Annotated in this window: 21 protein-coding genes; 14 read left to right on the top strand and 7 right to left on the bottom strand. The window is 64.8% G+C overall.

Translation table 11 applies throughout. The annotated features are described in order from the left end of the window. Window positions 1-47 precede the first annotated feature (47 nt). Window positions 48-1,100, top strand: a complete 1,053-nt coding sequence (locus ACNEOT_RS04075; protein WP_415972341.1) for an NAD(P)H-binding protein — start codon at window positions 48-50, stop codon at window positions 1,098-1,100. On the opposite strand, the gene ACNEOT_RS04070 is transcribed toward ACNEOT_RS04075, so the two are convergent. Then, on the bottom strand, window positions 1,097-2,581 hold the full coding sequence (locus tag ACNEOT_RS04070; protein WP_415972339.1) for an amidase: 1,485 nt from the start codon (window positions 2,579-2,581) through the stop codon (window positions 1,097-1,099). The genes ACNEOT_RS04075 and ACNEOT_RS04070 overlap by 4 nt on opposite strands. A gap of 169 nt (window positions 2,582-2,750) precedes the next feature. On the opposite strand from ACNEOT_RS04070, the gene ACNEOT_RS04065 reads away from it, so the two are divergent. Both ACNEOT_RS04065 and ACNEOT_RS04060 read left to right on the top strand, forming a co-directional pair. Continuing rightward, window positions 2,751-3,629, top strand: a complete 879-nt coding sequence (locus ACNEOT_RS04065) for an RNA polymerase sigma-70 factor (RefSeq protein WP_415972338.1) — start codon at window positions 2,751-2,753, stop codon at window positions 3,627-3,629. Window positions 3,630-3,734: 105 nt separating this feature from the next. Continuing rightward, window positions 3,735-4,475, top strand: a complete 741-nt coding sequence (locus ACNEOT_RS04060) for an SDR family oxidoreductase (RefSeq protein WP_415972336.1) — start codon at window positions 3,735-3,737, stop codon at window positions 4,473-4,475. 71 nt (window positions 4,476-4,546) lie between these two features. Here ACNEOT_RS04060 and ACNEOT_RS04055 read toward each other — a convergent pair whose 3' ends face one another. The 3 genes from ACNEOT_RS04055 to ACNEOT_RS04045 all read right to left on the bottom strand — a co-directional run bounded on the left by ACNEOT_RS04055 (window position 4,547) and on the right by ACNEOT_RS04045 (window position 8,835). Further along, window positions 4,547-6,049 carry a carboxyl transferase domain-containing protein gene (locus ACNEOT_RS04055; protein WP_415972334.1) on the bottom strand — a complete coding sequence of 501 codons (1,503 nt, stop codon included), beginning with the start codon at window positions 6,047-6,049 and terminating at the stop codon, window positions 4,547-4,549. Then, window positions 6,046-7,245, bottom strand: coding sequence for a CaiB/BaiF CoA transferase family protein (locus ACNEOT_RS04050; protein ID WP_415972333.1), 1,200 nt, complete (start codon window positions 7,243-7,245; stop codon window positions 6,046-6,048). Before ACNEOT_RS04050 ends, ACNEOT_RS04055 begins: the two co-directional genes overlap by 4 nt. Window positions 7,246-7,464: 219 nt before the next feature. Continuing rightward, window positions 7,465-8,835 (bottom strand): SLC13 family permease, encoded by a 1,371-nt coding sequence (locus ACNEOT_RS04045; protein WP_415972332.1) that lies wholly within the window; start codon window positions 8,833-8,835, stop codon window positions 7,465-7,467. A gap of 193 nt (window positions 8,836-9,028) precedes the next feature. Here ACNEOT_RS04045 and ACNEOT_RS04040 point away from each other — a divergent pair, with 193 nt between their 5' ends. The 7 genes from ACNEOT_RS04040 to ACNEOT_RS04010 all read left to right on the top strand — a co-directional run bounded on the left by ACNEOT_RS04040 (window position 9,029) and on the right by ACNEOT_RS04010 (window position 18,331). Next, window positions 9,029-9,727: a FadR/GntR family transcriptional regulator gene (locus tag ACNEOT_RS04040; protein WP_415972330.1), complete on the top strand. Its 699-nt coding sequence runs from the start codon at window positions 9,029-9,031 to the stop codon at window positions 9,725-9,727. Between the two features lie 171 nt (window positions 9,728-9,898). Further along, window positions 9,899-11,056 carry an acyl-CoA dehydrogenase family protein gene (locus ACNEOT_RS04035; RefSeq protein WP_415972328.1) on the top strand — a complete coding sequence of 386 codons (1,158 nt, stop codon included), beginning with the start codon at window positions 9,899-9,901 and terminating at the stop codon, window positions 11,054-11,056. Between the two features lie 32 nt (window positions 11,057-11,088). Next, a complete protein-coding gene (locus ACNEOT_RS04030; protein WP_415972326.1) occupies window positions 11,089-12,297 on the top strand; it encodes an acetyl-CoA C-acetyltransferase in 1,209 nt (402 codons plus the stop codon). A gap of 35 nt (window positions 12,298-12,332) precedes the next feature. Beyond that, window positions 12,333-14,507: a 3-hydroxyacyl-CoA dehydrogenase NAD-binding domain-containing protein gene (locus tag ACNEOT_RS04025; protein ID WP_415972324.1), complete on the top strand. Its 2,175-nt coding sequence runs from the start codon at window positions 12,333-12,335 to the stop codon at window positions 14,505-14,507. A gap of 28 nt (window positions 14,508-14,535) precedes the next feature. Beyond that, window positions 14,536-15,165 (top strand): TetR/AcrR family transcriptional regulator, encoded by a 630-nt coding sequence (locus ACNEOT_RS04020; RefSeq protein WP_415972322.1) that lies wholly within the window; start codon window positions 14,536-14,538, stop codon window positions 15,163-15,165. Between the two features lie 131 nt (window positions 15,166-15,296). Continuing rightward, window positions 15,297-16,844 (top strand): long-chain-fatty-acid--CoA ligase, encoded by a 1,548-nt coding sequence (locus ACNEOT_RS04015; protein WP_415972321.1) that lies wholly within the window; start codon window positions 15,297-15,299, stop codon window positions 16,842-16,844. After that, window positions 16,841-18,331: an aldehyde dehydrogenase family protein gene (locus ACNEOT_RS04010; protein WP_415972319.1), complete on the top strand. Its 1,491-nt coding sequence runs from the start codon at window positions 16,841-16,843 to the stop codon at window positions 18,329-18,331. The genes ACNEOT_RS04015 and ACNEOT_RS04010 overlap by 4 nt, the downstream gene beginning before the upstream one ends. Window positions 18,332-18,345: 14 nt before the next feature. Here the strand turns inward: ACNEOT_RS04010 and ACNEOT_RS04005 are convergent, their stop codons facing one another. The 3 genes from ACNEOT_RS04005 to ACNEOT_RS03995 form a co-directional block, all read right to left on the bottom strand. Further along, window positions 18,346-19,233, bottom strand: a complete 888-nt coding sequence (locus ACNEOT_RS04005) for a siderophore-interacting protein (protein WP_415972317.1) — start codon at window positions 19,231-19,233, stop codon at window positions 18,346-18,348. Between the two features lie 10 nt (window positions 19,234-19,243). Then, the gene (locus ACNEOT_RS04000; RefSeq protein ID WP_415972315.1) at window positions 19,244-20,218 is read right to left on the bottom strand and encodes an ABC transporter substrate-binding protein; all 975 of its coding nucleotides are present in this window, start codon (window positions 20,216-20,218) and stop codon (window positions 19,244-19,246) included. A gap of 79 nt (window positions 20,219-20,297) precedes the next feature. Beyond that, window positions 20,298-20,873: a TetR/AcrR family transcriptional regulator gene (locus tag ACNEOT_RS03995; protein ID WP_415972314.1), complete on the bottom strand. Its 576-nt coding sequence runs from the start codon at window positions 20,871-20,873 to the stop codon at window positions 20,298-20,300. A gap of 111 nt (window positions 20,874-20,984) precedes the next feature. On the opposite strand from ACNEOT_RS03995, the gene ACNEOT_RS03990 reads away from it, so the two are divergent. Genes ACNEOT_RS03990 through ACNEOT_RS03975 form a run of 4 tightly spaced genes read left to right on the top strand, consistent with a single transcriptional unit; the run spans window position 20,985 to window position 25,414 of the window. Continuing rightward, window positions 20,985-21,899 (top strand): metal-dependent hydrolase, encoded by a 915-nt coding sequence (locus ACNEOT_RS03990; RefSeq protein WP_415972312.1) that lies wholly within the window; start codon window positions 20,985-20,987, stop codon window positions 21,897-21,899. Beyond that, complete coding sequence (locus ACNEOT_RS03985) at window positions 21,896-23,014, top strand: PDR/VanB family oxidoreductase (RefSeq protein WP_415972311.1); 1,119 nt, start codon at window positions 21,896-21,898, stop codon at window positions 23,012-23,014. Before ACNEOT_RS03990 ends, ACNEOT_RS03985 begins: the two co-directional genes overlap by 4 nt. 16 nt (window positions 23,015-23,030) lie before the next feature. Further along, entirely contained in the window at window positions 23,031-24,584 is a 1,554-nt protein-coding gene (locus ACNEOT_RS03980) for a flavin-containing monooxygenase (protein ID WP_415972309.1), read from the top strand. Next, complete coding sequence (locus tag ACNEOT_RS03975) at window positions 24,581-25,414, top strand: SDR family NAD(P)-dependent oxidoreductase (RefSeq protein ID WP_415972307.1); 834 nt, start codon at window positions 24,581-24,583, stop codon at window positions 25,412-25,414. The genes ACNEOT_RS03980 and ACNEOT_RS03975 overlap by 4 nt, the downstream gene beginning before the upstream one ends. The last annotated feature ends 1 nt before the right edge of the window (window position 25,415 follow it).

Below are 25,415 nucleotides of genomic sequence, written 5' to 3'. Positions count from 1 at the left end.
GACTGCTCCGAGAGGGTATGGCACTTGTCTACAGAAACGAGAATCTCATGCGAGTGCTGGTCACCGGTGCAACCGGCTACATCGGGTCACGGTTGATCCCGGTCCTCCTCGAGCAGGGTCACGACGTGCACGCGGCCATGCGCGATCCGAGCAAGAAATCGCGCTTCGCCTGGGGCGCGCAGGTCTCCGCGGTCCATTTCGACCTCGACGATCACGAGACGTTCGACACTGCGACCGCCGATGTGGACGCCGTCGTGTACCTCGTGCACTCGATGGACGACGGCGACTTCGTCGAGAAGGATCGCCATGCTGCGCAGTCCATAGCTGCCGCGGCCGAGCGCAACGGCGTACAACGAATCGTCTACCTCTCCGGACTCATCCCCGACGACGGCACACCGCTCTCGGATCATCTGCGCTCGCGGCTACAGGTGGAGGAGACGTTCCTCGACAGTTCCGTCGACGCCACCGTGCTGCGCGCGGCGATCATCCTCGGATCGGGATCGACATCGTTCGAGTTGGTACGACGCATGACGGAGCGACTCCCGCTGACGCCCATCCCGACGTGGATGCGCAGGCAGGTTCAGCCGATCGCCGTCGTCGATGTGGTCGCCATCATCGCTCGCGCACTCGGCGACACCGCGCGCCCCGGGACCTTCGACATCGGCGGCACCGAAACCATGAGCTACCCGGAACTGCTGCAGGCGTACGGCAGCGTGGCAGGTCTTCGCCGCGCTCAAATTCCCGTGCCGCTGTTGCCCATCGGATTGGTGGGCCGGGCCGTCGCCGCGATCACAGCGATGCCTCCCGGCACGGTGGTCTCGTTGGTGGAGAGCCTCACTCACGACATGGTGGTTCGACGCGGCAACGCGGCAACGGAGGTGTTCGCCGAACCGGATACTTCGTTGATGAGCGTTCGCGAGGCCTTGGCGCGTTCCATCACCGTCACCGCCGACGAGGGCACCGATGCCCACGCCGATCCCCAGGCCGCCGCCGACACCGACCCCGAATGGGCCGGTGGAGTTGTCGATATCGTCGACGGCCGTGTGCGGCAACGGCCGTCGGGCATCGTGGGAAAGGCTCTGCTCGGAGCGACCCGCTAGGCGAGATCCCCGTAGTGGTGCGCCCACGGCGCGGCTCGTTCCAACTGTGCTGCGAGTTGCACGAGTACGGCTTCGCCGCCGAGTGGCGCGGTGAAGTGTGCGCCCATCGGTAGCCCCTGGGGCGTCCAGTGCAGCGGAAGCGAGAGCGCCGGACGCCCGGTGACGTTGGCCAGCTGGGTGTAGGGAATCCACGAAATGTTGTCGTCGATCATCTGATCCACGATGCCGGTGTACTTGAGGAGGCCGGCAGTTCGGCTGCGCAGCAACAATTCCGACGCCACCTCCAGCGGCCTCGCGAGATCGAAAGCGCCGATCTTCGGTGGCAGTTCCGCGAGCGTCGGTGTCAGCAGCAGATCGTATGTGTCGAAGTAGGTGGCGAGCGCACGCACGTGCACGTGTCGGCCTTCCACTGCCTCGAGGTAGTCGACGCCGCTGGCCGACCGTCCGAGCGCTGCCATGATGCGGGTGTCTCGCTCGAATTTGTCGTCGCCGCACCCGGTTCTGCGCTTGACCTCGTCCATTTCCCACGCCAGATACGTGAACCAGGCAAGCAGGAACTCGCGGTTGAGCGCTGCATCGTCGTACGGCGCCGCTTCGAGAAGTTCGACGGTGTGGCCGAGGTCCGTCAGTGTCTTCGCCGCCGATTCCATGGCTGCGACCGCCTCCGCGGCCGGCGTCGGATTGACCGACGTCCCCGCGTACATGCCGATACGCAACGGTTTCGGTTCGATGCCGACACGCGAGAGGAAGCTGTCGGTGGGGTGTGCGGAGGAGTAGCCGGCAGTCGGCTCACCGCCCGCGAGCACGTCGAGCATCGCTGCCGTGTCGCGTACCGATCTCGATACGACCCCCTGGACCGCTGCCCCGTGCATGGGCTCGCCGAAGGTCGGACCCGACGGCACCAGTCCACGGCCCGGCTTGAGCCCGACCAGTCCACAGCACGAGGCCGGAATTCGGATGGATCCGCCACCGTCGTTCGCACCTGCCACCGGCACGATTCCTGCCGCAACCGCCGCAGCGGAACCACCCGACGATCCGCCCGGAGTTCTGGTGCGGTCCCACGGGTTTCGGGCCGGACCGAACGCTGCCGGTTCGGTGATCCCCTTGGCCCCGAACTCCGGCGTGTTCGTCTTTCCGAAGATGACCACCCCGGCATCGAGCCAGCGTTGCACCACAGTCGCATGCTCGGGCATCGGCAAGTCGGTGAGCGCACGCGATCCGCTGGAGGTGGGCAGTCCGGCGTAATCCTGGGACAGGTCCTTGATCAGGAACGGCACACCGGCGAACGGGCCCTCCAGGGTCCCTGCCAGCCGTTCCTCCGCCTGCTCCGGCATCGGCCGCACGATTGCGTTGATGGCCGGATTCACCGACTTCGCCTGCGCCGATGCGCAATCGAGTAGCTCCCGTGCCGTCACGTCACCTGCGGCCACCAGCTCGGCCAAACCCAGTCCGTCGTACGTTCGATACTCGTCGATGCGCATCCCGCCACCTTAGATGTTGGATCTGTCGTCGAGTTCGCAGTTACGCTCCGATTCGGACCGGATTCTCTGCACAACTGCGAACTCGATGTGCAGTTCAGAACACACCGACCGTCGGAACGACGATAGTGTCCCCACTCGAGAGAGAGAGAGAGAGAGTGAGACCACGTCGATGATCGACCCCGAACAGGTGGACGACGGGTCCGACGCCTTCGAGTCGGCCCGCCCGCGACTGTTCGGCGTTGCCTATCGCATGCTGGGCAGCGCCGCCGAGGCCGAGGATGTGGTCCAGGACGCCTGGCTGAAGTGGCAGGCCACGGACCGCACCTCCGTACGCAGTTCGATCGCCTTCCTCACCACGGTCACCACGCGTTTGTCGATCAACGTCACCCAGTCGGCGCGAGTTCGGCGCGAGTCCTACGTCGGCCCGTGGTTGCCGGAACCGATCGACACGCGTGCCGATCCAGCATTGGGCGCGGAGAACGACGCGGCAATCGAGTTGGCTGTTCTCGTTGTGCTGGAAAGAATTCCGGCGCGCGAGCGTGCCGCGTACGTTCTACGTGAGGCGTTCGACTACCCGTACGGCCAGATTGCCGACATCCTCGAGACAACAGATGCCAATGCGCGCCAATTGGTGACGCGGGCACGCAAGCATCTCGCCGACACGCGTCGGGAACCGGTCGACTCCCAGGACCACCGCCGTCTGCTCGACGCCTTTCTCGCCGCAGCGCAGCAGGGTGACCTGGAGTCTCTGGAGAGAATTCTGGCGCAGGACGTGGTGAGCCTGTCCGACGGCGGAGGCAAGGTCGATACCGCTGCCCGCATTCCGGTCGCCGGACGTACCCGCGTCGCAGCATTCGTCGCCGCGTTCTCCTCGCACTTCTGGGTGGGCGCGGAAACCAGATTTGCCGAGGTCAATGGCAAAGCCGTGGTTCTGATCACGAGAGATTCGGTGGTGACCACCATGTTGACGATCGACGCCTCCGAGAACGGCATCGAGCAGGTGCTGTGGGTGATGAATCCGGAGAAGCTTGCCGCGTTGTCCGGCTAGCTGTCACATATGCCGGTGCTGTCCTGTCTTCACTGTGACCGGTAGCCACCGAGCGCGACCGGCTCGCTTCGTAGGTCACTGCCCTGCGGCGAAGAGAGGCTTCTCATGAAGATCGTTGTCATCGGCGGAACGGGTCTCATCGGCTCTGCGGTCGTCACCATTCTGACCGAACACGGCCACCACGTAGTTGCCGCATCTCCGAAATCCGGGGTCGACACCGTGACAGGCGACGGCCTCGCCGAGGTCCTCGTCGGCGCGGATGTGGTGGTCGACGTATCCAACTCGCCGTCGTTCGAGGATGCGGCGGTGTTGGATTTCTTCACTCGTGCCACCACCAACATCCTCACGGCTGAAGCGGATGCGGGCGTGCAGCACCACGTCGCACTGTCCGTGGTCGGTACCGACCGACTTCCCGACAGCGGCTACATGCGCGCAAAGGTGGCTCAGGAGAGTCTGATTCGCGCATCGGCGATTCCATACACCATCGTGCAGGCGACGCAGTTCTTCGAGTTCTTCTCCGCCATCGCACAGGGTGCAACCACGGGAAACGAAGTCCGACTGAGCCCGGCCCTTGTCCAACCGATCGCGGCGCACGACGTATCGGCCGTTGTCGCTCGCGTCGCACTCGACACACCGCGCAACGGAATGATCGAGATCGGTGGCCCGGAAGCGTTCGGGCTCAACGAGTTCATCGAGCGCGGCCTGAAGGCGCGCGGTGACAGCAAAACCGTCATCGCCGATGAGCAGGCCCCGTACTTCGGTGCGCTGCTGCACGGGCGCGAATTGATTCCCGCCGACGGCGCGGAGTTGGCAGGCACAACGTTCGAGGCCTGGCTGGACGCCTGACCCCCCGTCGAACTCGAAGTTGTGGATGAAAACCAGCCGAAAAGCGTCCATGACTTCGAGTTCGGCAGGAACTACACAGCAGCGGCCGCGAAACCGATTCTGTTGAAACGCTTCTCGCGGGCGATCATGCGCATCGACGGGTCTTCGGAGATCAGGTCTGCCAGCTCACGGTGCAGTACCGCACCCACCCGATCGCAGAACTGCTGCGATTCGTCTGCCGCGTCGGGCAACTCGGGAATGATGATGTCGACGACGCCGGCCCGGAAGAGATCGAGCGAGCGCACGCCCTGCTTGGTGGCCATCTCCGCGGCATGGGCGGTGTCTCGATGCACGATGGCCGACGCCCCCTCGGGCGGCAGCGGCGAGAGCCACGCGTGCTGAGCAGCGAGAACGCGATCAGCGGGCACCAGCGCGAGTGCCCCGCCACCGGTCCCTTGGCCCAGTAGCAATGACAGCGTTGGGGTTTGGAGATCGACCATGTCGGCGATGCACCGGGCGATCTCTCCCGCCAGGCCACCTTCCTCGGCCTCCTTCGACAGCGCTGCGCCGGCCGTGTCGATGACGGTGACGAGCGGGAGCTTCAGATCCTGCGCCAGACGCATGCCGCGTCGGGCCTCTCGCAGCGCAGCGGGGCCGAGCGGTGTTTTCGTCGTCTGCCCGCGGCGGTCCTGACCCAACAGCACGCACGGCATGTCGCCGAACCGAACGAGGGCCAGGATCAGACCGGGATCGGACTCACCCTGACCGGTTCCGTTGAGCGGCAGCACGTCTGCGGCCGTGCTGAACAGCAGCTCGCGGACACCGGGACGATCTGCTCTGCGGGAGGCCAGAATCGACGTCCACGCAGGCACGTCCTCGATCTTCCACTCGAGCGCCTCGACCGTGCGGGGGCGATACGACGGAATATCGGTCATGATGCGCAGCGCACGATCGACGATCTCGCCGAGTTGCTCGGGCGGGCGGATGGCGTCGATGAGCCCGTGCGCCTGCAGGTTCTCCGAGGTCTGGACGCCCGTGGGAAACGTCGCGTCGTACAGCGCCTCGTAGACGCGGGGCCCGAGAAAGCCGACGAGGGCACCGGGCTCGGCGACGGTGACGTGTCCGAGCGACCCCCAGGAGGCGAAGACTCCGCCGGTGGTGGGATGGCGCAGGTAGACGATGTACGGCAGGTTCGCGGCCTTGTGCGCGGTGATCGCCGCGGTGATCTTGACCATCTGCAGAAACGCGACGGTTCCCTCCTGCATGCGGGTGCCACCGGACGTCGGCAGCGCGAGCAGTGGCAGCCGCTCGTCGGTCGATCGGTGTACGGCCGTGACCAGCCGTTCGCCCGCTGCAACGCCGATGGAGCCGGCCAGGAACGCGAACTCACCGAGCAGGATGGCAACCTTGCGCCCCCGGATGGTCGCGGACCCGGTGAGGACGGACTCGTCGAGATCGGTTTTCTCCCGGGCCGCTTCGAGTTCGCTCGCGTACTGGTCGTCGATGATGTAGTCGGCGGTCGGGGTGTCCCATGAGTCGAAGCTGCCGGAATCGATCACCAGGTCCAGGAGTTCGAGGGCGGTCATTCTGGTCATCGGATCGCTTCCTTCAGCCAGTCGCGGACGAGCTCGTCGTCGGCACCCAGTACCGGCGGCGCCAGGTGATTGGTTTCGGTGACCTCGGTGCCGTCGGCCTCGAAGAAGCGCAGCGGTGGCCCGGGCAGAGTGACGGTGCCCAGTGTCGCGTGCTCGACATCCACCAGCAGACCCTGAGATTTGGTCTGCTCCCACTCGTAGACCTCCTGGATGTTGCGCACTTTGCCTGCGGGAACACCGATCTCGTCGAGGAGTGTCAGCAACGGCTCGGTCTCGTAGGTACGGAAGATCTTGGAGACGAGTTCGATGACGCCGTCGCGACTGCCGACGCGTTGCGGGTTGGTGGCCATCCCTTCCAGATCGGGATCGATACCGAAGCCCTCGCAGAACCGATGCCACAGGCCCTCACTTCCTACCGAGATCTGCACTGCCCCATCCGAAGTCGGAAACAGGCCGTACGGGCAGATCGACGGGTGATGATTGCCCTGTGCTGTGCCGATCTCGCCGGCGACGGTCCACTTGGTGCCCTGGAAGGCATGCACTCCGACAACGCTGGCGAGCAGCGAGGTACGAACGACCTTGCCGCGTCCGGTGCGGTCGCGTTCACGAAGTGCGGCGAGAACGCCGAAGGCTCCGTACATTCCGGCCAGCAGGTCCGCGATGGGAACCCCGACGCGCTGGACGTCCTCGGGGCTCGAGCCCGTGAACGACATCAGTCCCGCCTCGCCCTGGGCGATCTGGTCGTAGCCGGAGCGGCCCCCCTCGGGGCCGTCGTGGCCGAATCCGCTGATCGACAACACGACAACTCTGGGATTGATCTCGGCGATGCGTTCGGGTGAGAAGCCGAGACGGTCGAGGACTCCGGTTCGGAAGTTCTCGAGCACTACGTCTGCTCGTTCGATCATGCGCTCCAACGCTTCTCGGCCGTCATCGGTTTTCAGGTCGAGTGCGATCGATCGCTTGTTGCGGTTGGCCGAGAGGAAGTACGTCGATTCGCGTTCGGCGTCGTGTGGCGTGACGAAGGGGGGACCCCACACTCGGGTGTCGTCGCCGCCCTTGGGGGTCTCGACCTTGATGATGTCTGCGCCCAGGTCTCCGAGCATCATCGCCGCGTGCGGGCCGGCCAGGGCGCGGGTCAGATCGACCACCACAGTGCCTTCGAGCGGTCCGGTTCTGCCTGTCGTGTTGAGGGGCATCGCATTGATCCTTTACGTCGAAGCGGGGTGGGGTCGAGACGCCCATCGAGGGCTCGAGTGGATTACTGGGCCAGTGGCCTAGCCAATTCAATTGGAACAGCGAACCCAACAGAAGTCAAGGAATGATCTTCGAGCCTTTCCCCAGCTCAGCTGCATGATGGCGGCACGTCGAACACACGTGCCGCCATCGTGTAGACCCGAATTCCGAGTTGCGTGTTGCTACAGCCAGCCGGGTACGACCAGCAATCCCCAGGCGATCAGCGGCCCGATGATCACGACCAAGGCGCTGTATTTGAGGATCTGCTTGTAGAAGACGTCGCGGTCGATGTCCCGTGCGTTGGCGAGCACCAGGGCTCCGTTGGTCGAGAACGGGCTGACGTCGACGATGGTCGAGGCGATGGACAGCGCCACTATGACTCCGATGGCCCCTACTTCGCCTGCGAGCAGGAACGGAACGGCCAGCGGGATCGTGACGCCGAGGATCGCGGTGGACGACGCGAAGGCCGAGACGATGGCACCGATGTAGCAGAGCAGCAGCGCCACGAGCAACGGGATGCCGATGTCGGCAACCGAATCACCGACGTACTCCACCGTTCCGGCCTCCTGCAACACGCCGACGAACGTCAGCACACCACCGATGAGCAGAACCGTCGACCAGCTGATCTGATTGATCGCGCCCTTCTGCGCCTTGGGCGATGCCAGTGCGAGGATCACGGCCACCGTCATCGAGATGAACCCGACGTCGAGGTCGAGGACGAGCGAGAAGACGGCGAGCGATGCCAAACCGATGAGCGTGAGAATCTGATCGAAGGTGACGGCCTTGACCGCGGTGGCCAGGGGCGGTGCGTTCTCGACGGTGACCGTCTGACCGGACGGACGAGGCGTCGACGATCCGAAGCCGCGCATGACCGTTCTCGAACCCGTACCGCCGACGCCGCCGGTGTCACCGTCAGGACGTGTGCCGTCCTGATCGTGCACGCTACGGCCGATGAGAGAGCGTCCACCGAGGAACATGAACAGCAACGCGCCGATTGCGGCGTTGAAGAACAAGCTTCCGAGAAAGAGCGTGAGCGGGCTGTTGACCAGGCCTGCCTTCTCGGCGATGTTGTTGACCGTGACGCCGTAGATGCTGATGGGTGAGAATCCGCCTGCCTGCGCGCCGTGGATGACCATCATGCCCATGAGCAGGGCGTTGATCTTGTAGCGGGCGGCGAAACCGAGGGCGATCGGGGCAACGATGGCCACCGCGGCAGGCCCGAGCGCTCCGATCGAGGTGAGGACGCCGGTGATTCCGAACATCACCCAGGGGATCAGTGCGACCCGGCCCCCGACGAGGCGAACCGCTCCCCGAACGAGGAGGTCGACCGTGCCGTTGTTCTGTGCGATGGCGAACAGATAGGTGATGCCGACGAGCGTCAGAAACAGGCTGCTCGGGAAGCCGGCGATGATGTCGTCGGTACCCATGCCCACGGCAAGAGTTCCGACGAAGAACGCCGCCACGAACCCCAACGCACCCATGTTCACGGGGAACACGGTTGCGGCGAGGAACATGACGACGAGCGCAAGGATGGGTATCAACTCGGTCGACATCGGAGGTCTCCGGTCCGTCTCGGTGTCACCCGAGCGGCTGCCCGGGATCTCCAGTGGCTAATTGGACTGGCCACTGAGTCAATAGGGACTCAACCAGTGAAGTGGATCACTTGTCAAGGGTTCATGTGTCTGCCGTTACTCTCGCGTCGACGGTTAGGGTGAAGGTCCAGAGGAACAGAGAGCGAGTGACACAGTGGCTGAGCAAATTCGCCCCGTGACCCGGCCGCGGTTGTACGAGGTCATCGTCGAGCAACTGTGCAAACACATCGCCGATCGCGACATGAACCCCGGCGATCGCCTTCCGCCCGAACGCGAACTGGCCGGTCATCTGGGAGTCAGCAGGGCATCACTGAGCCAGGCCCTCGTCGCACTCGAGGTGCAGGGAATCCTCGCCGTCCGCCACGGCGACGGTGCCGTGCTCGTGCGACGACCCGTGGGAGACATGGCAATCCGCGCCCTGCGTGAACACGCCGACCGCCTGCCCGAGGTGATCGAGGCCCGCGAAGCACTCGAGGTCAAGCTCGCCGAACTGGCAGCAACGCGTCGCAGCGACGACGAAATGGCGGCAATCGACCACGCCGTCGCCGTCATGGCCACCGAGATCACCGACGGCGATCGCGGCGACTCCGGTGACGAACTGTTCCATCACGCGATCACCGAGGCGGCGCACTCACCGTTGCTCGCCAGGCTCATGGGTGAAATCGCCGGCTTGATCCGCGAGACCCGCATCGAGTCGTTGTCGCAGTCCAACCGCCCCCAGGCCTCGCTCGAACATCACCGACGCATCGCCGAAGCCGTGCGCAATCAGGATCCGGTCGAGGCGGGACGGGCAATGGCCGACCACATCCGCCTCGTCTCGGACGTTGCGTTGCTGCGCTCCGCCGACGGCTAGAGAGCACCTACCGAACTCGAAGCTGCGGATGATTCAGGACGCGAATCCGTCCACAACGTCGAGTTCGGCAGGGTGAGCGCTACCCACTGTTGACATCCGCGGCACCGTCGGGCAATCATTATTGGCACAGCGCCAATTAATCCCGAATGCGCTTCGAGCCAAGGACCCACCATGACTGCACTCGCAGACCGCACCAGTGACGACCTCGCGACCGAACTGGCCGATGTGCGCCGGCTCGCCCAAGGATTCTTCGAGAAAGAGGTCGCGCCCCACCGCGAGGAATTTGCGGCAGCCGGAAGCCCCAGCCGCGAGGTCTACCGCAGCGCCGGAAGCCTCGGGTTGCTCGGCATGTCGGTGCCCGAGCAGTACGGCGGAGGTGGCGGCGACTTCCGCCACGAGGCGGTGCTGTTCGAAGAGCAGGTTCGATCCGGCGATTCGGCCATGCAGCTGGGCGTGCACAGCGGCATTGTTCCGCACTACATCCTGGCCTACGCCTCCGAGGAGAAGAAGCAGCAGTGGCTGCCGAAGCTGTGCTCGGGCGAGTGGATCGGTGCTATCGCCATGACCGAACCGGGCACCGGCTCGGACCTGCAAGGCATCACCACCCGAGCAGTGCGCGACGGCGACGACTACGTCGTGACCGGCGGAAAGACGTTCATCTCCAACGGAGCTCACTGCGACCTGATCATCATCGCCGCCAAGACCGATCCGTCCGCGGGTGCCCGCGGACTGTCATTGCTCGTCGCCGAGGTCTCCGACGCCACCGAAGGTTTCCACCGCGGACGCGTGCTGCACAAGATCGGCCAGAAAGGCCAGGACACAGCAGAACTCACCTTCGACGGCCTTCGTGTTCCCGCCGCCAATCTGCTCGGTGAAGAAGGTCGCGGCTTCGCGCAGTTGATGCAGCAACTCCCCCAGGAACGCCTGATCTGCGGCATCGCTGCCGCCGCGATGATCGACGCCGCCGTCGCCCAGACCGTCGAATACACCAAGTCACGCAACGCGTTCGGCAAGACATTGTTCGATCTGCAGAACACCAAGTTCGAGCTCGCAGAATGCGCCACCATCGGCCGCGTCGTCCGCACCTTCGTCGACGACGCCATGGCACAACACATCTCGGGGAGCCTCGACGTCACGACCGCAGCGATGGTCAAGTACTGGACCACCGACCGACAGTTCGAGGTGGTCGACCGTTGCCTCCAGCTCTTCGGTGGCTACGGCTACATGGAGGAATACCCCATCGCTCGCATGTTCGTCGACGGCCGCATCGCCCGCATCTACGCCGGTGCCAACGAAGTCATGAAAGACCTCATCTCTCGCTCTCTGTAGAACTCGGCTCGCTGCCCCAGAAAGGCAACACCATGGAGGCATTCCTCTACGACGCAGTGCGCAGCCCACGTGGCCGCGGTAAGAGCACCGGCTCACTGCACACCATCAAACCGGTCGATCTGGCCGCGAACACGTTGTCCACGTTGCTCTCTCGACACTCACAGCTCGACCCGGCCCTGATCGACGACATCGTGCTCGGTGTCGTCACCCCGGTCGGCGACCAGGGTTGCGACATCGCCCGAACCGTCGCGATGGTTGCCGGACTGCCGGACAGTGTCGCCGGCGTTCAGCTCAATAGGTTCTGCGGATCGGGCCTCGAAGCCGTCAACACTGCGGCGCAACGGGTTCGGTCCGGATGGGATCGGCTCATCGTCGCCGGTGGCGTCGAATCGATGTCCCGTGTTCCCCTCGGTGCGGACGGCGGCGCGTGGCCGTGCGACCCGCTGACCAACTACAGCAGTTACTTCGTTCCTCAGGGCGTCAGCGCAGACCTCATCGCGACGATCGAGGGGTTCGATCGCGACGAGGTCGACGCCTTCGCGGTGCGCAGCCAGCAGCGCGCGGCGCACGCCTGGTCGATGGGGCACTTCGAGAAGTCCGTCATCCCGGTGTTCGACGCCAACGGCCGACTGATGCTCGATCACGACGAGATCATGCGACCCGACACCACCACGGCCGATCTCGCGGCCCTGAAGCCGTCCTTCGCTCGGATGGGCGCGCTCGCCGGGTTCGACGCTGTCGCCATGCAGAAATACACCGAGGTCGAGCGCATCGATCACGTCCATCACGCCGGCAACTCCTCCGGCATCGTCGACGGCACCGCGATGGTTCTGATCGGCTCCGAAGAGGCCGGTCGCGCAGGCGGATTGACCCCGCGCGGACGCGTCGTGGCCGGTGTCGTCGCGGGATCGGACCCGACATTGATGCTCACCGGACCGGTTCCGGCAACCCACAAGGTGTTGGCCGCAGCAGGGCTCACCCTCGACGACATCGCGGTGTTCGAGGTCAACGAGGCCTTCGCCTCGGTGGTGCTCAACTATGCGAAGAAGCTGCACATCGACCACGACCGCATCAACGTCAACGGTGGCGCGATCGCGATGGGCCACCCACTGGGAGCGACGGGCGCAATGCTCACCGGCATGGCGCTCGACGAACTCGAGCGTCGAAACGAGCGCTACGCACTGATCACGCTGTGCATCGGTGCCGGAATGGGCGTCGCCACCATCATCGAGCGCCTGTGACCACTCCGCTGAAGACCAACCCCCCGAGGACCGCCGTGAGCACATCGACTGCCGTGACAACACCGACCATCACCGGCGAGATCGGCAGCGACCGCGTACTGGTACTGACGATGGACGACCCGACGCAGTCCACCAACACCATGAACACCACCTTCGGTGAATCGCTCGAGCAGACGGTCGATTGGCTCGAGGCCAACCGTGACGCGTTCGACGGCGTCATCGTCACCTCGGGGAAGGACACCTTCTTCTCCGGCGGCGACCTCGAGCTGCTGCGCGACGCCGGCCCCAACGATCATGCGCGCATCGCTGATGCCCTCGATTTCACCAAGGACAAATTCCGTCGCCTCGAGAAGCTCGGCAAGCCGGTGGTCGCTGCTCTCGGCGGCACTGCTCTCGGCGGCGGCTTCGAGATCGCCCTCGCCTGTCATCGTCGAATTGCATTGAACAACAGCAGGGCTCGGTTCGGCTTGCCCGAGGTGACCCTCGGCCTCCTCCCCGGGGCCGGTGGCGTCACCAGAACGGTCCGCATGTTCGGCATCGTCAAGGCGCTGACTCAGGTGGTGGGCCAGGGCCAGCGGTATCGGCCGGAGCAGGCACTCGAACTCGGGCTCGTCGACGAAGTAGTCGACTCCCACGAGCAGATGATGGCCGGCGCTCGCGCCTGGATCGTCGCCAACCCCGAGGCCGTACAGCCCTGGGACAGGAAGGGTTTCGATATTCCCGGTGGCACCGCCGCTTCTCCTGCAATTGCCGCACAATTGCCTGCCTTCGCGGCGACGGTGCGCAAGCAGGTCAAGGGTGCGCCGATGCCGGCCCCGATCTCCGTAGTTGCTGCGGCGGTGGAAGGTTCGGTTCTCGACTTCGAGTCGGCCTCGCTCGTGGAAACCCGACACTGCACCTCACTGGCCTGCGGAGCGGTCTCGGGCAACCTGATCCAGTCGATGTTCTTCGATTTGGGATCCATCAACAAGGGCGGCTCTCGTCCGAGCTCCGAGCCGCACCGGGTGCCCGAGAAAGTGCTGGTGATCGGTGCCGGAATGATGGGTGCCGCCATCGCCTACGTCGTCGCCTCGGCCGAGGTCCCCGTCGTCCTGCGTGATGTCTCGATCGAATCCGCTGAGCGCGGAAAAGATTACGCCCGTTCGATTCTCGGCAGGGCCGTCGCGAAGGGGCGAAAGACCCAGGCCGACGCCGATGCGGTGCTCGCGCTCATCACGCCCAGCTCCGACGCGGCCGACGCCGAGGGTTGCGACCTGGTCGTCGAGGCCGTGTTCGAGGATTCCGCCGTCAAGCAGGGTGCTTTCGAGGCCGTCGACAAGTATCTGACCGCCGACGCGTTGCTGTGCTCCAACACCTCCACGTTGCCCATCACCGAACTGTCGCAGGGCGTTTCACATACCTCGGATTTCATCGGGACGCATTTCTTCTCCCCGGTGGACAAGATGCCGTTGGTGGAAATCGTGGTGGGAGAGCACACCAGCGATTCCGCCCTGGCCCGCGCGTTCGATTTCGTTCGCCTGATCGGCAAGACGCCGATCGTCGTCGGAGACAGTCACGGCTTCTTCACCACCCGCGTCATCGGGCGGTTCATGGACGAGGCGATCTCGCTGGTTGCCGAGGGTGTGCACCCGGCCACCGTCGAGCAGGCCGCACTGCAAGCCGGTTACCCGTCCGGCGCGCTGGCCCTGATGGACGAGATTTCCTTGACCCTGTCCCGGCACATTCGGGAGGGCATGGCCGAGGCCGCCCGCGTCGACGGTCGACCATGGATCGTCTCGAGGTCCTACGCTCTGGTCGACCGCCTGGTCGACGAGTTCGATCGCCCCGGCCGCAAGGCAGGACGAGGTTTCTACGAGTACGCCGAGGATGGCACCAAAGCGGGATTGTGGCCGGGTCTGGTGGAGCACTACCACCGCCCCGATCACGGAATTCCGTTCGAGGACATGATGGATCGCATGCTGGTCGCCCAGTCACTCGACTCGATCGCGTGCCTGGACGAGGGTGTTCTGCGCACTGTCGCCGACGCGAACATCGGCTCCATTCTCGGCATCGGCTACCCCGCGTGGACCGGTGGTGTGCTGCAGTTCGTCAACCAGTTCGACGGCGGACTCCAGGGATTCGTGCGTCGGGCGGACGAACTGCGAGCGCGTTACGGAGATCGGTTCGTCGTGCCGAGGTCGCTGCGCTCGCGCACCGAGCGGTACCTCTGACGCGTCGCCGCGTCACCTCGGTGCGATCATGAGAACCATGCCGGCTGCGAGTACCCCCAAGTGGAATCGACTGGAACCGGACGAGCGACGGACGCAGATTCTGGCGAGCGCTGTTCGCTTGTTCGGTGACAAGCCGTACGCCGAGGTGTCGATGTCCGACGTCGCTGCCTCGGCCGGGGTGGCGCGGGGGCTTATTCACCACTACATCGGCAGCAAACGCGATCTGTACCTCGAGAGCGTTCGCTTCCTGGTCACCGTGCCGCCGATCGAGGAAGTACACCTGCCCACGGGTTCTCTGGAAGAGCGCGCCAGGGGCAGTGTGCACTGGCTGGTCGGGGTCATCGAGACACATGGCACTGCGTGGGTGTCGATGGCGAGCGGTTCGGGCCTCGACGAACAGGTGGCGCTGATTCTCGACGAGGCCGACGACCTCGCGGCCGAACGTGTGCTCGACGCAACGGCATTCGAGGGCAGAGGTGACGCCCGCCGATTGGCGACCTCGGCTGTGCGCGCATTCGGCGGCATGGTCAAGGCTGCGGGTCGTGAGTGGTTGGTGCGCGGCACCCTCACGAGGGAGCAGGTCGAAGTTCTATTGACCGACGTCCTCGTCACGGTCATCGGCACGGTGCGTTCCCTCGACGAAGATCGAGAACGTTAGCCAGACAATCTATTTCGTCGATGGCCCAGAGCGGAAGCGCTCGGCTCGCCTATTGACACTGTGCCAATAAGGTGGAACTGTGACCGTATTCACCTCGGGCACCCTCGCCCCCTCTCGACAAGGGACTCGCCATGTACCTCACTCAGGGCCTTCACCGCTCCGCGGCCACCACACCGAATCGGGCCGCAACGGTGTTCGGCGATCGCGTCAGGACCTTCACCGAACAGATCGACCGCGTGGCGAGGTTGGCTGCTGGCCTGCACTCCATCGGAGTCGAGGCGGGCGATCGAGTGGCCATGCTGGCGTTCAACAGCGACCGGTACTCGGAGTACCTGCTCGCGGTCCCGTGGGCCGATGCCGTGCTCAATCCCGTGAACATCCGTTGGTCGCCCGTCGAGGTCGCCTACGCCCTGAACGATTCCGAGACGAAAGTCCTGTTGGTCGACGACACCTTCGGTGCCATGGTGCCGGCCCTGAGCCCGGCCTGTCCCACCCTGGCGACAATCGTCTACTGCGGAGACGGAGCCACCCCCGAGGGCATGGTCTCCTACGAGGACCTGGTCGCGTCGCACGATCCCATTCCCGACGCGCGCCGCAGCGGCGACGCGCTCGCCGGTCTCTTCTACACCGGCGGCACCACAGGCTTCCCCAAGGGCGTCATGCTCTCCCACGCGAACCTCGTCACCTCGGGCCTGGGAACCGTCGCGACAGGACAGCTGCTCGACGACGCCTCCGTCCTGCTCCATGCCGCCCCGATGTTCCACCTCGCAGACCTGGCCGCATGGGTGGGTCAGGTCATGCTCGGCGGCACCCACGTCATGGTTCCGTTCTTCGAGCCGACCGCCGTTCTCGGCGCGATCGCGAAGCACTCCATCACCGATGTGCTGTTGGTACCGACGATGATTCAGCTCCTGGTCGACCACCCCACGTTGAGCGAATTCGACACCTCGTCGCTGAGCCGGGTGCTGTACGGCGGATCCCCCATCTCCGCGGGCGTGCTCGAACGCACCCTCGCCCGGCTTCCGCAGGCCCGTCTCACTCAGGCCTACGGCATGACGGAACTCGCACCGGTCGCGTCACTGCTATGGCCGGAACACCATGTGGGAGAACGCATCGGCTCGGCCGGACGCGCGGCCCCACACTCGGAGATCCAGATTCTCGGACCCGACGACGAGCAGTTGGCCACCGGATCCGTCGGCGAAATCTGTGTTCGAGGTGGACATGTGATGCTGGGCTACTGGAACAAGCCGGAGGAGACGGCCGCTGCCATTCGCGACGACTGGATGCACACCGGTGACGTCGGCTACCTCGACGCCGACGGATTCTTGTTCGTGGTCGATCGCCTCAAGGACATGATCATCACCGGTGGCGAGAACGTCTACAGCGCCGAGGTGGAGAGCGCACTGAGCCTGCATCCCGCCGTGTTGGCCTGCGCCGTGATCGGTGTTCCCGACGGCGAGTGGGGCGAGCGCGTTCACGCCTGTGTCGTGCTGGCAGAGGGCGCCTCGCCGACCGTCGACGAACTTCGCGAGCACACCCGCAGCTACGTCGCCGGATACAAGACGCCCCGCACCATCGAGTTCGTCACCGCACTGCCCATGAGCGGGGCAGGCAAGATCCTCAAGCGCGAACTGCGAGATGCGCACGTGGCGAAGGACGCGCTCGGAGCGTCCCTGTGACCACCGAGGTAAGGGCCCGCGCCACCTTCGATTCGGTCTCCCCCATCGACGACGGACCGGTTGCCTCGTTCACCGTCGATTCGTCCGATGCGGTGGCGCGAGTGGTCGGTCTCGCTCGCACCGCACAGCGCACCTGGTCCGCTCTACCGCCGCGCACGCGCGCGCGGCACCTGCGAGCATGGCGACACGAAATCTGGAGTCACCGAGCCGAATTCATCGACCTGATCCACCGTGAGAACGGAAAGCCGGCCGAGGATGCGCTGCTCGAGATCGTACTGACCCTCGAGCACATCGCGTGGGCGGAGAAGCAGGCACCGCGATTGCTCCGTTCACGCAGGGTCAACCCCGGATTGCTGCTCGCGAACTACTCCGCGCACGTGGACAAAGTCGCACTCGGCGTCGTGGGTGTCATCGGCCCGTGGAACTACCCGCTCTACGCACCCAACAGTGCGATCGGCTCGGCCCTGGCTGCAGGCAACTGCGTCGTGTTCAAGCCGAGTGAGTTCACCCCCGCCGTGGCGGCCCGCTACGTTCGCGCCTTCCACGAGGCCAATCCGTCTCTGCCACTCGGTATCCTGTCGCTGGTGACCGGGTACGGGGAAACCGGTGCGGCCCTGTGCCGCTCGGGTGTGGACAAGATCGCGTTCACGGGCTCGACGAGAACCGGCTCGAAGATCATGGCGACGTGCGCCGAAACGCTCACGCCCGTTGTCGTCGAATGCGGCGGCAAGGACCCGGTGATAGTCGCGGCGGACGCAGATATCGCAGCTGCGGCCGAGGCGGTGGCCTGGGGCTCGTTCAGCAACGGCGGCCAGACGTGTGTGGGAGTGGAGCGCGTGTACGTCGAGCGCAGTGTCGCAGCACAATTCACCGGTGCACTCGTTCGGCATGCACGCGAGATCACCCCCGGAGGCGACAAGTCGGCCACCTACGGACCGATGACCATGCCCAGCCAGATCGATATCGTCCGACGCCACCTCACCGACGCCGAGGCGGCCGGTGGCCGAGCACTGATCGGTGGCCTCTCCTCGATCGGCAGGCGATTCATCGGCCCCACCGTGTTGGTGGACACACCCGAGAGCTGCTCGGCCGTGCGGGAGGAAACATTCGGCCCCACGGTCACCGTTCGTGAGGTCGACAGCATCGACGAGGCGATCGAACTGAGCAACGACCATCGGTACGCCCTCGGCGCATCGGTGTTCTCCCGCAAGCAGGGCAAAGCAATTGCGGCGCAACTGGCGTGCGGTCAGGTCACCGTCAACTCGGTGATCGCGTTCGCCGGAATGGGATCGGTGCCGATGGGCGGCGTCGGTGCCAGCGGTTTCGGCCGGGTACACGGCGAAGAAGGATTTGCCGAGTTCTGCCGCACCCACAGCCGCGTCACCAAGTTGTTCGACATCCCCGGATTCGAGCTGGTGACGTTGCGCCGTCGACGGTGGGTCATGCCGCTGATCGACCGACTACTCGGACTGCGTCACCGCCGCTGAGCGCAAACCAGTGCTCACAGGCCTGCGCGTTCGAGAATCTCGTCCCAGGCGATCTCCGCTTCGGCGTCACCGACGCCGGTCGCCGCGATGCGCTCGTAGTCGTCGATCAGTGAATCGGCAACGCGCTCATACCGTTCGAGCCAGACTTCTTTGTCGTCACGCCAATACCCCACGATGGCGAGCCGGTCCGCCGGGAAGCGCAGTTCACCGCGCATGTACTTTCGTACAGCTCGGCCTGCCGATGCCTCCCCACCGAACCAGACGTAACCATTGCCCTCCGGTATCTCGTAGGCGCGGACGGCATCGGAGAGTTCCGACGGTGCGCGTCCGTTCCCAGCGACCCGCCACTCGACAGTGATCGAGGTATCCGACCGGACATCGAGAACGTCGTCGGCATGGGCGACCTCGGCAATCGCATGGGCTCGCACGCCCGCAGGCAATTGCTCGAGGGCGCGGCACAGTGCCGGCAGTCCAGGCAGATCGGCGACGAACAGCATCCAGTCGGTGCTGTCCGGGGGCTGGTACCACGACCGCGTTCCCCACATTCCCAGCGCCTGCCCCGGTTGGGCCGTGCGGGCCCACTCGGCAGCGATTCCGCCGACGTGGTCGACGAAGTCGATCCAGATCCGGCCCGATTCCCAGCGTCGCACCGTGTAGTTGCGGCATTCACGGGCCACGCCGTCGTGATGAGCGAGAACTCCGTTGCGACGGGTCATCTCGGGCGGCGCACTCTCCCCGTTGGCAGGGAAGTAGAGGTGCACGATCTCGTCGGGCACCCCACTCGACTCGAACCCGTGCGTACCGGAGGAATCGAATACGACCCGAATCAGTGACGGGGACAGTCGAATCGATTCGAGCACTCGTGCGGTGAGGTACGCGCCTTCATCACGTTGACGGGCCACGACGATGCCGTCAACTCTGTTCGGCGGGCTCGACGAACATCGTTTCGATGTCGTCCACAATTTTGCCGAGGCCGATCGGGTCCGAGGAGTTCCACACACTCGCCGAAACCCAGTGCACTCGATTCTGCTGCACGGCAGGCAGTGTGGCCCACAGCGGCGCGGTGCTGATCGCGTCCCGTTCGGCACCGGCACCCTCGTCGGTGTACACGAACAGGGTGTCGGCGGAGGCAAGCATGTTCAGCGTTTCGTCGGTGATGTCGATACGGAACAGGCTCGGATCCTGCTGGCCCTCGGACTGCGCCATGCCCAGACCGCGGAATGCGATGCTCTCGCCGGTACCGACTCGGATGGAGTACTCGCCCCGCTCACTCAGTCGGACTGCGGAGACCGGCTTGTCGGCGAGGCCCGCGTCGGCGACCCTCTGCTTCAGTGCAGCCATCCGATCGGTCAATCCCTGCATGAGGTCCGTAGCCACGTCCTGCTTACCGAGTACGTCCCCTAACGAAGCGACTCCGTGTGACACATCCTCGAGCGACACCCCGTCGTTGTACGCAAATCCGTAGGTCGGGACGCCACTGGCTGCGAGTTTGTCGTAGATCTCCTTGTTCCACGCCTTCTCGCCCTCGCCGTCGTACCCGGCGACCACGACGATCAGATCGGGATCCTGAGCCAGAATTGCCTCGACGTTGGGATCGAAACCGCCGCCCTCCCCTGCGATGTTCTCGATGTCGCCGATCCTCTCGTCGACGTGCGCCGGCAGAGCGAGCGGATTGAACGACGCAGCAACAGGTTTCGATTCGAGCGAGAGCATCAGTGCCAGGGAGATCGGATCCGCTGCAACGACTCGCGCCGGCTCGGCGGGAACTTCGACAGTGCCGAAGTAGTCCTGGACCGTCCTCGTGTCGGACGCACGCTCCGACTCTGCCTGTTCCGAGGATGCACTCGAGCACCCGGCGAGGAACAGCAGCGACAGAGCGACGCCCACTGGGACGCATGACCTGAGAGAGCGCAGCAACATAGTTGCCAAGCCTAGCCTAACCGAACACTACCGCCGACTGTTCGGCCTACGGGCCCACTCCGACGAGCAACGGCACGATGCTTCGGTGCGCAAAGGCGAGCAGATCCTCGTAGGAATCGAGCGGGGCAGCGGCCGCCGGAGTCAGCAGGATCGAATGAACAACGCGTACAACGATTTCCGGCGCATCAGGGACCGCGAAGGTATCGGCCTCCAGCTCGCCGCGCGCGATGTGCGCGGCAGCGTTGATCGCGGGCACGAGCAATGCCGATGCATTGATGGTCAACTGCTCGAGCACTACCGAACTTTCGGAATCGAACATTTTCAACAGCACCGGATTCGTTCGCACGGAGTCGATCGTCGTCGCGAAGCCGTGTGCTGCGCGATCCGCACGTGACGTCTGCTTCGAGGCCGCTGCCGCCACCGCCACGAACAGTCGGGACGATTCCCGCCTCATGACGGCCCGCACCAGGTCGTCCTTGGATCCGATCCGGCGATAGACGGTCACTCGATTGATCTTGGCGCGCTTGGCGACGTCACCGATCGTGGTGCGGGGAATTCCGACCTCACCGAACAATTCCAGGGCGGCATCGAGAATCGGCCCGTCGTCACCATCTGGATGCATCGTTCGATCCTAACGTTTGCCCTGCGATTGCTATGCGACATTGCAACACTTCTTGTTGCTATGTAGCATCTGAGTCAGCAGCATCACCATCTCGAAGAACGGAGTTTCGAAATGTCTCGGAACAAGACGGTGGACTCGAACGCGCAGTACAGCGACGAGTCATACGCGATCGTGGCGCGCGCGGTGACATTCGACTGGTCGGGAGTTCCGTTGCAGTACATCCCCCACGAGTGGTACGCCACCCACTTCTGGAACGTGATGCACCTGGTGCTGCCCGAGGGCGAACGCGCGATGGCGGACGTGTTCGCCCGCGCCCTGCCGTTCATCGACGACCGCAGGCTGCACGAGGAGGTCGTCGGATTCGTCGGCCAGGAAGCAACGCACGCGTCCTCCCACGAGAGCTTCCGCAACTACCTCGTTGCACACGGAGTGGACATCGAGCCGATTCTGGAGCGCATCCGTTTCGCCGTGGGCGTGGTGTTCGGCGACCACGGACTCACCGGTCGCGCAGGCAAGGCGTGGCTGAACGAGCGCCTCGGAATCTATGCGGCCGCAGAGCATTTCACCGCAGTGGTGGGTGAATGGTTGCTGGACAACACCGAATTCGACCGGCTCGGCGTCGACCCCACGATGCTGGACCTGCTCCGCTGGCACGGCGCGGAGGAACTCGAGCATCGCAACGTTGCATTCGACGCGTTCCAGTACGTCGACGGTGGCGGATTCCGCCGGGCCCGAACCGCCGTGATCGCCAGCGCCGGATTGGCCGTGCTGTGGTTCAGCACCGCCGCGTACCTGTACAAGAATTCCGTAGCCACGCCGCGAACCGGAAAACGCCGAATCCGTGCCCCCTGGCCGGTCGCCTTCGCTCGCGCGTCACACAAGCACCTCATTCCCGGCCTGTCGTTCCTGTTCGTGCAACTCGCGCTGTACATCCGACCGGGCTTCCACCCGTCGAAGATGGGCGACATCGACAAAGCCGTGCAGTATCTGGCGGTCTCCCCCGCGGCCCTGGCGGCCCAGCAATGACGAGTACTCCCGTGGTGGCGACTCCCACTCACAGCCACTTGGGCGAGGTCATCGTGACCTCCCCCGGCATCGGACTGCGTGCCGTCGGTGCCGCATCCCGGCTGTACGCCAAGCTCGTCACCGATTCGTCGATCGTGACGGCCCTGTCCCCGGCGCGGCCGCGGCGAAGCGTCGGATACGAGTTCGAGACCGTCGTCGACGAGACGATCGACGAGGCCGAGGATGTGCGCTCACTGCTGTTGTCTCGCAGAGACGGTGCGCCGCTGCCGACCTGGCTGCCGGGTGCGCACATCGACGTCACCACGCCGTCCGGCTCGCTGCGGCAGTACTCGCTGGCCGGCCGCCCCGGTGGTGGCAGCCGCTATCGCATCAGCGTTCGCAAGATTCCCGGCGGGAGGGCATCCACCGAGATCCATACGCTCACCCGCGGAGATGTTCTCCGAGTTCGCGGACCCCGCAACGTCTTTCCGATGGCCGAGGCCGAGCACTACCTCTTCGTGGCCGCCGGCATCGGCATCACACCCATCCGGGCGATGATCGAACGTGCCGTCCAGAACGGGGCGCGGTGGACGTTGTACTACCACGGCCGCTCGCGGGCAAGCCTGCCGTTCGTCGCCGCACTGCAGCAGTCGGCACTGACATCACGCGGTCACATCATCATCAAGACCGACGACGTCGACGGCTTTCCGATTCCCACCGACATCGTCGATCTCGGGATGGGGAATTCCGCCATGTACGTCTGCGGGCCCGCGGCACTGTCGACTACGCTTCGTATCGAGGCGCGCCGAAGTACGGCAATCCGTGAGTTCCACACCGAATTGTTCGCGCCCGCACCGGTGATCGACGGCGAGCCGTTCGTGCTGAAGCTCGACCGATCCGGTGAGACCGTCGACGTCGGCGCACAGGAGACCGCTCTCGACGCCCTTCGCAGATCGAGGCCGGACCAGCCGTATTCGTGTCGCCAGGGCTTCTGCGGGGCGTGCGTCGTCGGACTCGTAGGCGGACGCGTCGAGCATCGCGATCGTGTTCTGAGCGAGGGCGAGCGGGAGAACTCGCTCACCCTGTGTGTCTCTCGCGGTGCCGCCGACGGCGAAGTCCTCGTCCTCGATCTGTAGAAGGAGCCGAAACCTCATGACCGAAACACTCTCCGACAACACCGATTCGACGGTGCCGCAGATCGACGTCGCGATCATCGGCGCGGGTTTCGGCGGCCTCGGTGCCGCCATCGGACTGGAGCAGGACGGCCGCGGCGACTTTCTGATCTTCGAGCGCGACGCCGCTGTCGGTGGTACCTGGCACGTGAACACCTATCCCGGTGCGCAGTGCGACATCCCGTCTGCCCTCTACTCGTTCTCTTTCGCGCCCAACCCGGACTGGACGCGGCTGTACCCGCTGCAGCCCGAGATCGAGGCGTACCTCAACGACTGCACCGATCGATTCGGAATTCGCGATCGCATCCGCTTCGGTCACGAGGTGCTCGACGCCACCTGGAACGACGAGCAGGCCCGCTGGGTGGTGCGGACGAGTGCGGGAACGTGGTCTGCACGTATCCTCATCGGGGCGCTCGGGCCGTTCAGTGAGCCCGCCACGCCCAAGATCGAGGGCCTGGAATCGTTCTCGGGCACCGTGTTCCACTCCGGGAAATGGGACCATCAGAGCTCCACGAAGGGTCGCCGTATCGCTGTCATCGGCACCGGAGCATCCGCGGTGCAGTTCGTTCCGCGGCTGGCACCCGAGGCCGCACACCTGACGCTGTTCCAGCGCACGCCCACGTGGATTCTCCCGCACCCCGACCGGCCGATCTCCGAGTCCGGCAGATCCTTGCTGCGACGGTTCCCACCCCTGCAGCGGGCCATGCGCCGCACGTTCGATCTGTTCCAGGAGGCATTGGTTCCGGGACTTATCGACCATCGCTCGTTGCTGGCACCGCTCACGGCACTCGGCCGCGCCCACCTGCGCCGTCAGGTGAAGGATCCCGTTCTGCGCGAAAAGCTCAGTCCCGACTACCGATTCGGCTGCAAGAGACCCACATTCTCGAACAAGTTCTATCCGGCACTGTGTCGAGAGAACGTCACCGTCGAGACCACCGGCATCGCCCGGATCGCGCCCGAGGGCATCGTCACCACCGACGGCATTCTGCACGAGGTGGATGTGATCGTTCTCGGGACAGGTTTCACCGTCTCCGGTCACACCGGGTTCCGCCGTATCGTCGGCCGCGACGGAAAGTCGTTGGCGGACAGGTGGCCCGACGGCGAGATGTCGTCGTACCGGGGTACCACCGTGCACGGCTTCCCGAACTTCTTCATGTTGCTCGGGCCCAACTCGGTGGTGTACACCTCGCAGGTGGTCACGATCGAGGCTCAGGTGAACTACATCCTCGCAGCGCTGCGCGCCATGGATACCAATGCCATTGCGGCACTGGAAGTGAGCATGCGCGCGCAGACGACGTTCGCCGAACACACCGACAGAAAACTCGCGGGATCGGTATGGAACTCGGGAGGCTGCAGCAGCTATTACCTGAGTCCGTCGGGCCGCAACGTGACGTACTGGCCAGGTTCGGTTCGAAACTTCACCCGGCGAATGTCCACCATCGAATTGGGCCATTACCACTGTCGCAGTGCAACTTTCGACATGGTCTCTGACAGTCCTGACACGGCGCTCGTGACAACGAAGGATCTCGCATGAAACACCGTATCGAGCTCGCAGGCAAGGTTGCGTTGGTGACCGGTGGTGCACGGGGAATCGGGGCTGCCACGGTGGCGGCATTGGTCGCCGCGGGGGCCTCCGTTGCAGTGGTGGACCGCGACTTCCCGACGAAGGCACAGAACTCCGAGCAAGTCCTTCTCCTGACCGGCGACGTCACCGACCCCGACGCGATGGTGGACTGCGTCGCGAGGACGGTACAGAGGTTCGGAGGCCTTGACGTCGTGGTGGCCAACGCCGGCATCACGCCGCCACCGGCCACGATCAGGGCGATCGACCGAGAAGTCTTCGACTCGGTGATGGCGGTGAACTTCGGGGGCGTGCTCAACATCGTGCGTGCTGCTGCCGACGAGATCGTCGCGAGCGGTGGCCATATCCTGCTGATCTCGTCCTGCGCCGCCTTCACCCCCGGTATGGGCGGCTCGGCGTACATGGTGAGCAAAGCTGCTGTGGAACAACTCGGCCGCGCCCTGCGCATCGAGCTCGCCGCCGTCGGTGCATCGGCCGGTCTGGCGTACTTCGGTGTGGTGGATACCGATCTGGCCCGCCATACCCTGGACACCGATCCGCTGGGTCAGCGAATCGGTGGATTCCTCCCCTGGCCACTGAACAGACGGTTGTCTTCCCAACGTGCAGCCGATCTACTCGTCCGCTCGGTTCGGACGCGTCGAGCTCGACTCATCGCCCCCGCCCAGTGGACGCCGTACTTCTGGTTTCGCGGCATGCTCAATCCGGTTCTGGAGTGGAAGCTCGGCCGAGATCGAGAAGTTGCGGACATCATTCGTGAGCTGGAGAAGTCTTATGTCCGCTGAG

Origin of the sequence: Rhodococcus sp. 077-4, from assembly GCF_047782425.1 — a bacterium.
Classification (GTDB): Bacteria; Actinomycetota; Actinomycetes; order Mycobacteriales; family Mycobacteriaceae; genus Rhodococcoides.
Note: the sequence above shows the minus strand (reverse complement) of the source record. Positions and strands in the feature narration are given on the sequence as shown.

Bases quoted from the DNA above. Each gene is read 5' to 3' on its own strand.
- ACNEOT_RS04060 (WP_415972336.1), top strand. From the start codon at position 3,735: ATGAAGATCGTTGTCATCGGCGGAACGGGTCTCATCGGCTCTGCGGTC.
- ACNEOT_RS04055 (WP_415972334.1), bottom strand. From the start codon at position 6,049: ATGACCAGAATGACCGCCCTCGAACTCCTGGACCTGGTGATCGATTCC.
- ACNEOT_RS04070 (WP_415972339.1), bottom strand. From the start codon at position 2,581: ATGCGCATCGACGAGTATCGAACGTACGACGGACTGGGTTTGGCCGAG.
- ACNEOT_RS04050 (WP_415972333.1), bottom strand. From the start codon at position 7,245: ATGCCCCTCAACACGACAGGCAGAACCGGACCGCTCGAAGGCACTGTG.
- ACNEOT_RS03975 (WP_415972307.1), top strand. From the start codon at position 24,581: ATGAAACACCGTATCGAGCTCGCAGGCAAGGTTGCGTTGGTGACCGGT.
- ACNEOT_RS04065 (WP_415972338.1), top strand. From the start codon at position 2,751: ATGATCGACCCCGAACAGGTGGACGACGGGTCCGACGCCTTCGAGTCG.
- ACNEOT_RS04015 (WP_415972321.1), top strand. From the start codon at position 15,297: ATGTACCTCACTCAGGGCCTTCACCGCTCCGCGGCCACCACACCGAAT.
- ACNEOT_RS03995 (WP_415972314.1), bottom strand. From the start codon at position 20,873: ATGCATCCAGATGGTGACGACGGGCCGATTCTCGATGCCGCCCTGGAA.
- ACNEOT_RS03980 (WP_415972309.1), top strand. From the start codon at position 23,031: ATGACCGAAACACTCTCCGACAACACCGATTCGACGGTGCCGCAGATC.
- ACNEOT_RS04075 (WP_415972341.1), top strand. From the start codon at position 48: ATGCGAGTGCTGGTCACCGGTGCAACCGGCTACATCGGGTCACGGTTG.
- ACNEOT_RS04045 (WP_415972332.1), bottom strand. From the start codon at position 8,835: ATGTCGACCGAGTTGATACCCATCCTTGCGCTCGTCGTCATGTTCCTC.
- ACNEOT_RS03985 (WP_415972311.1), top strand. From the start codon at position 21,896: ATGACGAGTACTCCCGTGGTGGCGACTCCCACTCACAGCCACTTGGGC.
- ACNEOT_RS03990 (WP_415972312.1), top strand. From the start codon at position 20,985: ATGTCTCGGAACAAGACGGTGGACTCGAACGCGCAGTACAGCGACGAG.
- ACNEOT_RS04020 (WP_415972322.1), top strand. From the start codon at position 14,536: ATGAGAACCATGCCGGCTGCGAGTACCCCCAAGTGGAATCGACTGGAA.
- ACNEOT_RS04035 (WP_415972328.1), top strand. From the start codon at position 9,899: ATGACTGCACTCGCAGACCGCACCAGTGACGACCTCGCGACCGAACTG.
- ACNEOT_RS04030 (WP_415972326.1), top strand. From the start codon at position 11,089: ATGGAGGCATTCCTCTACGACGCAGTGCGCAGCCCACGTGGCCGCGGT.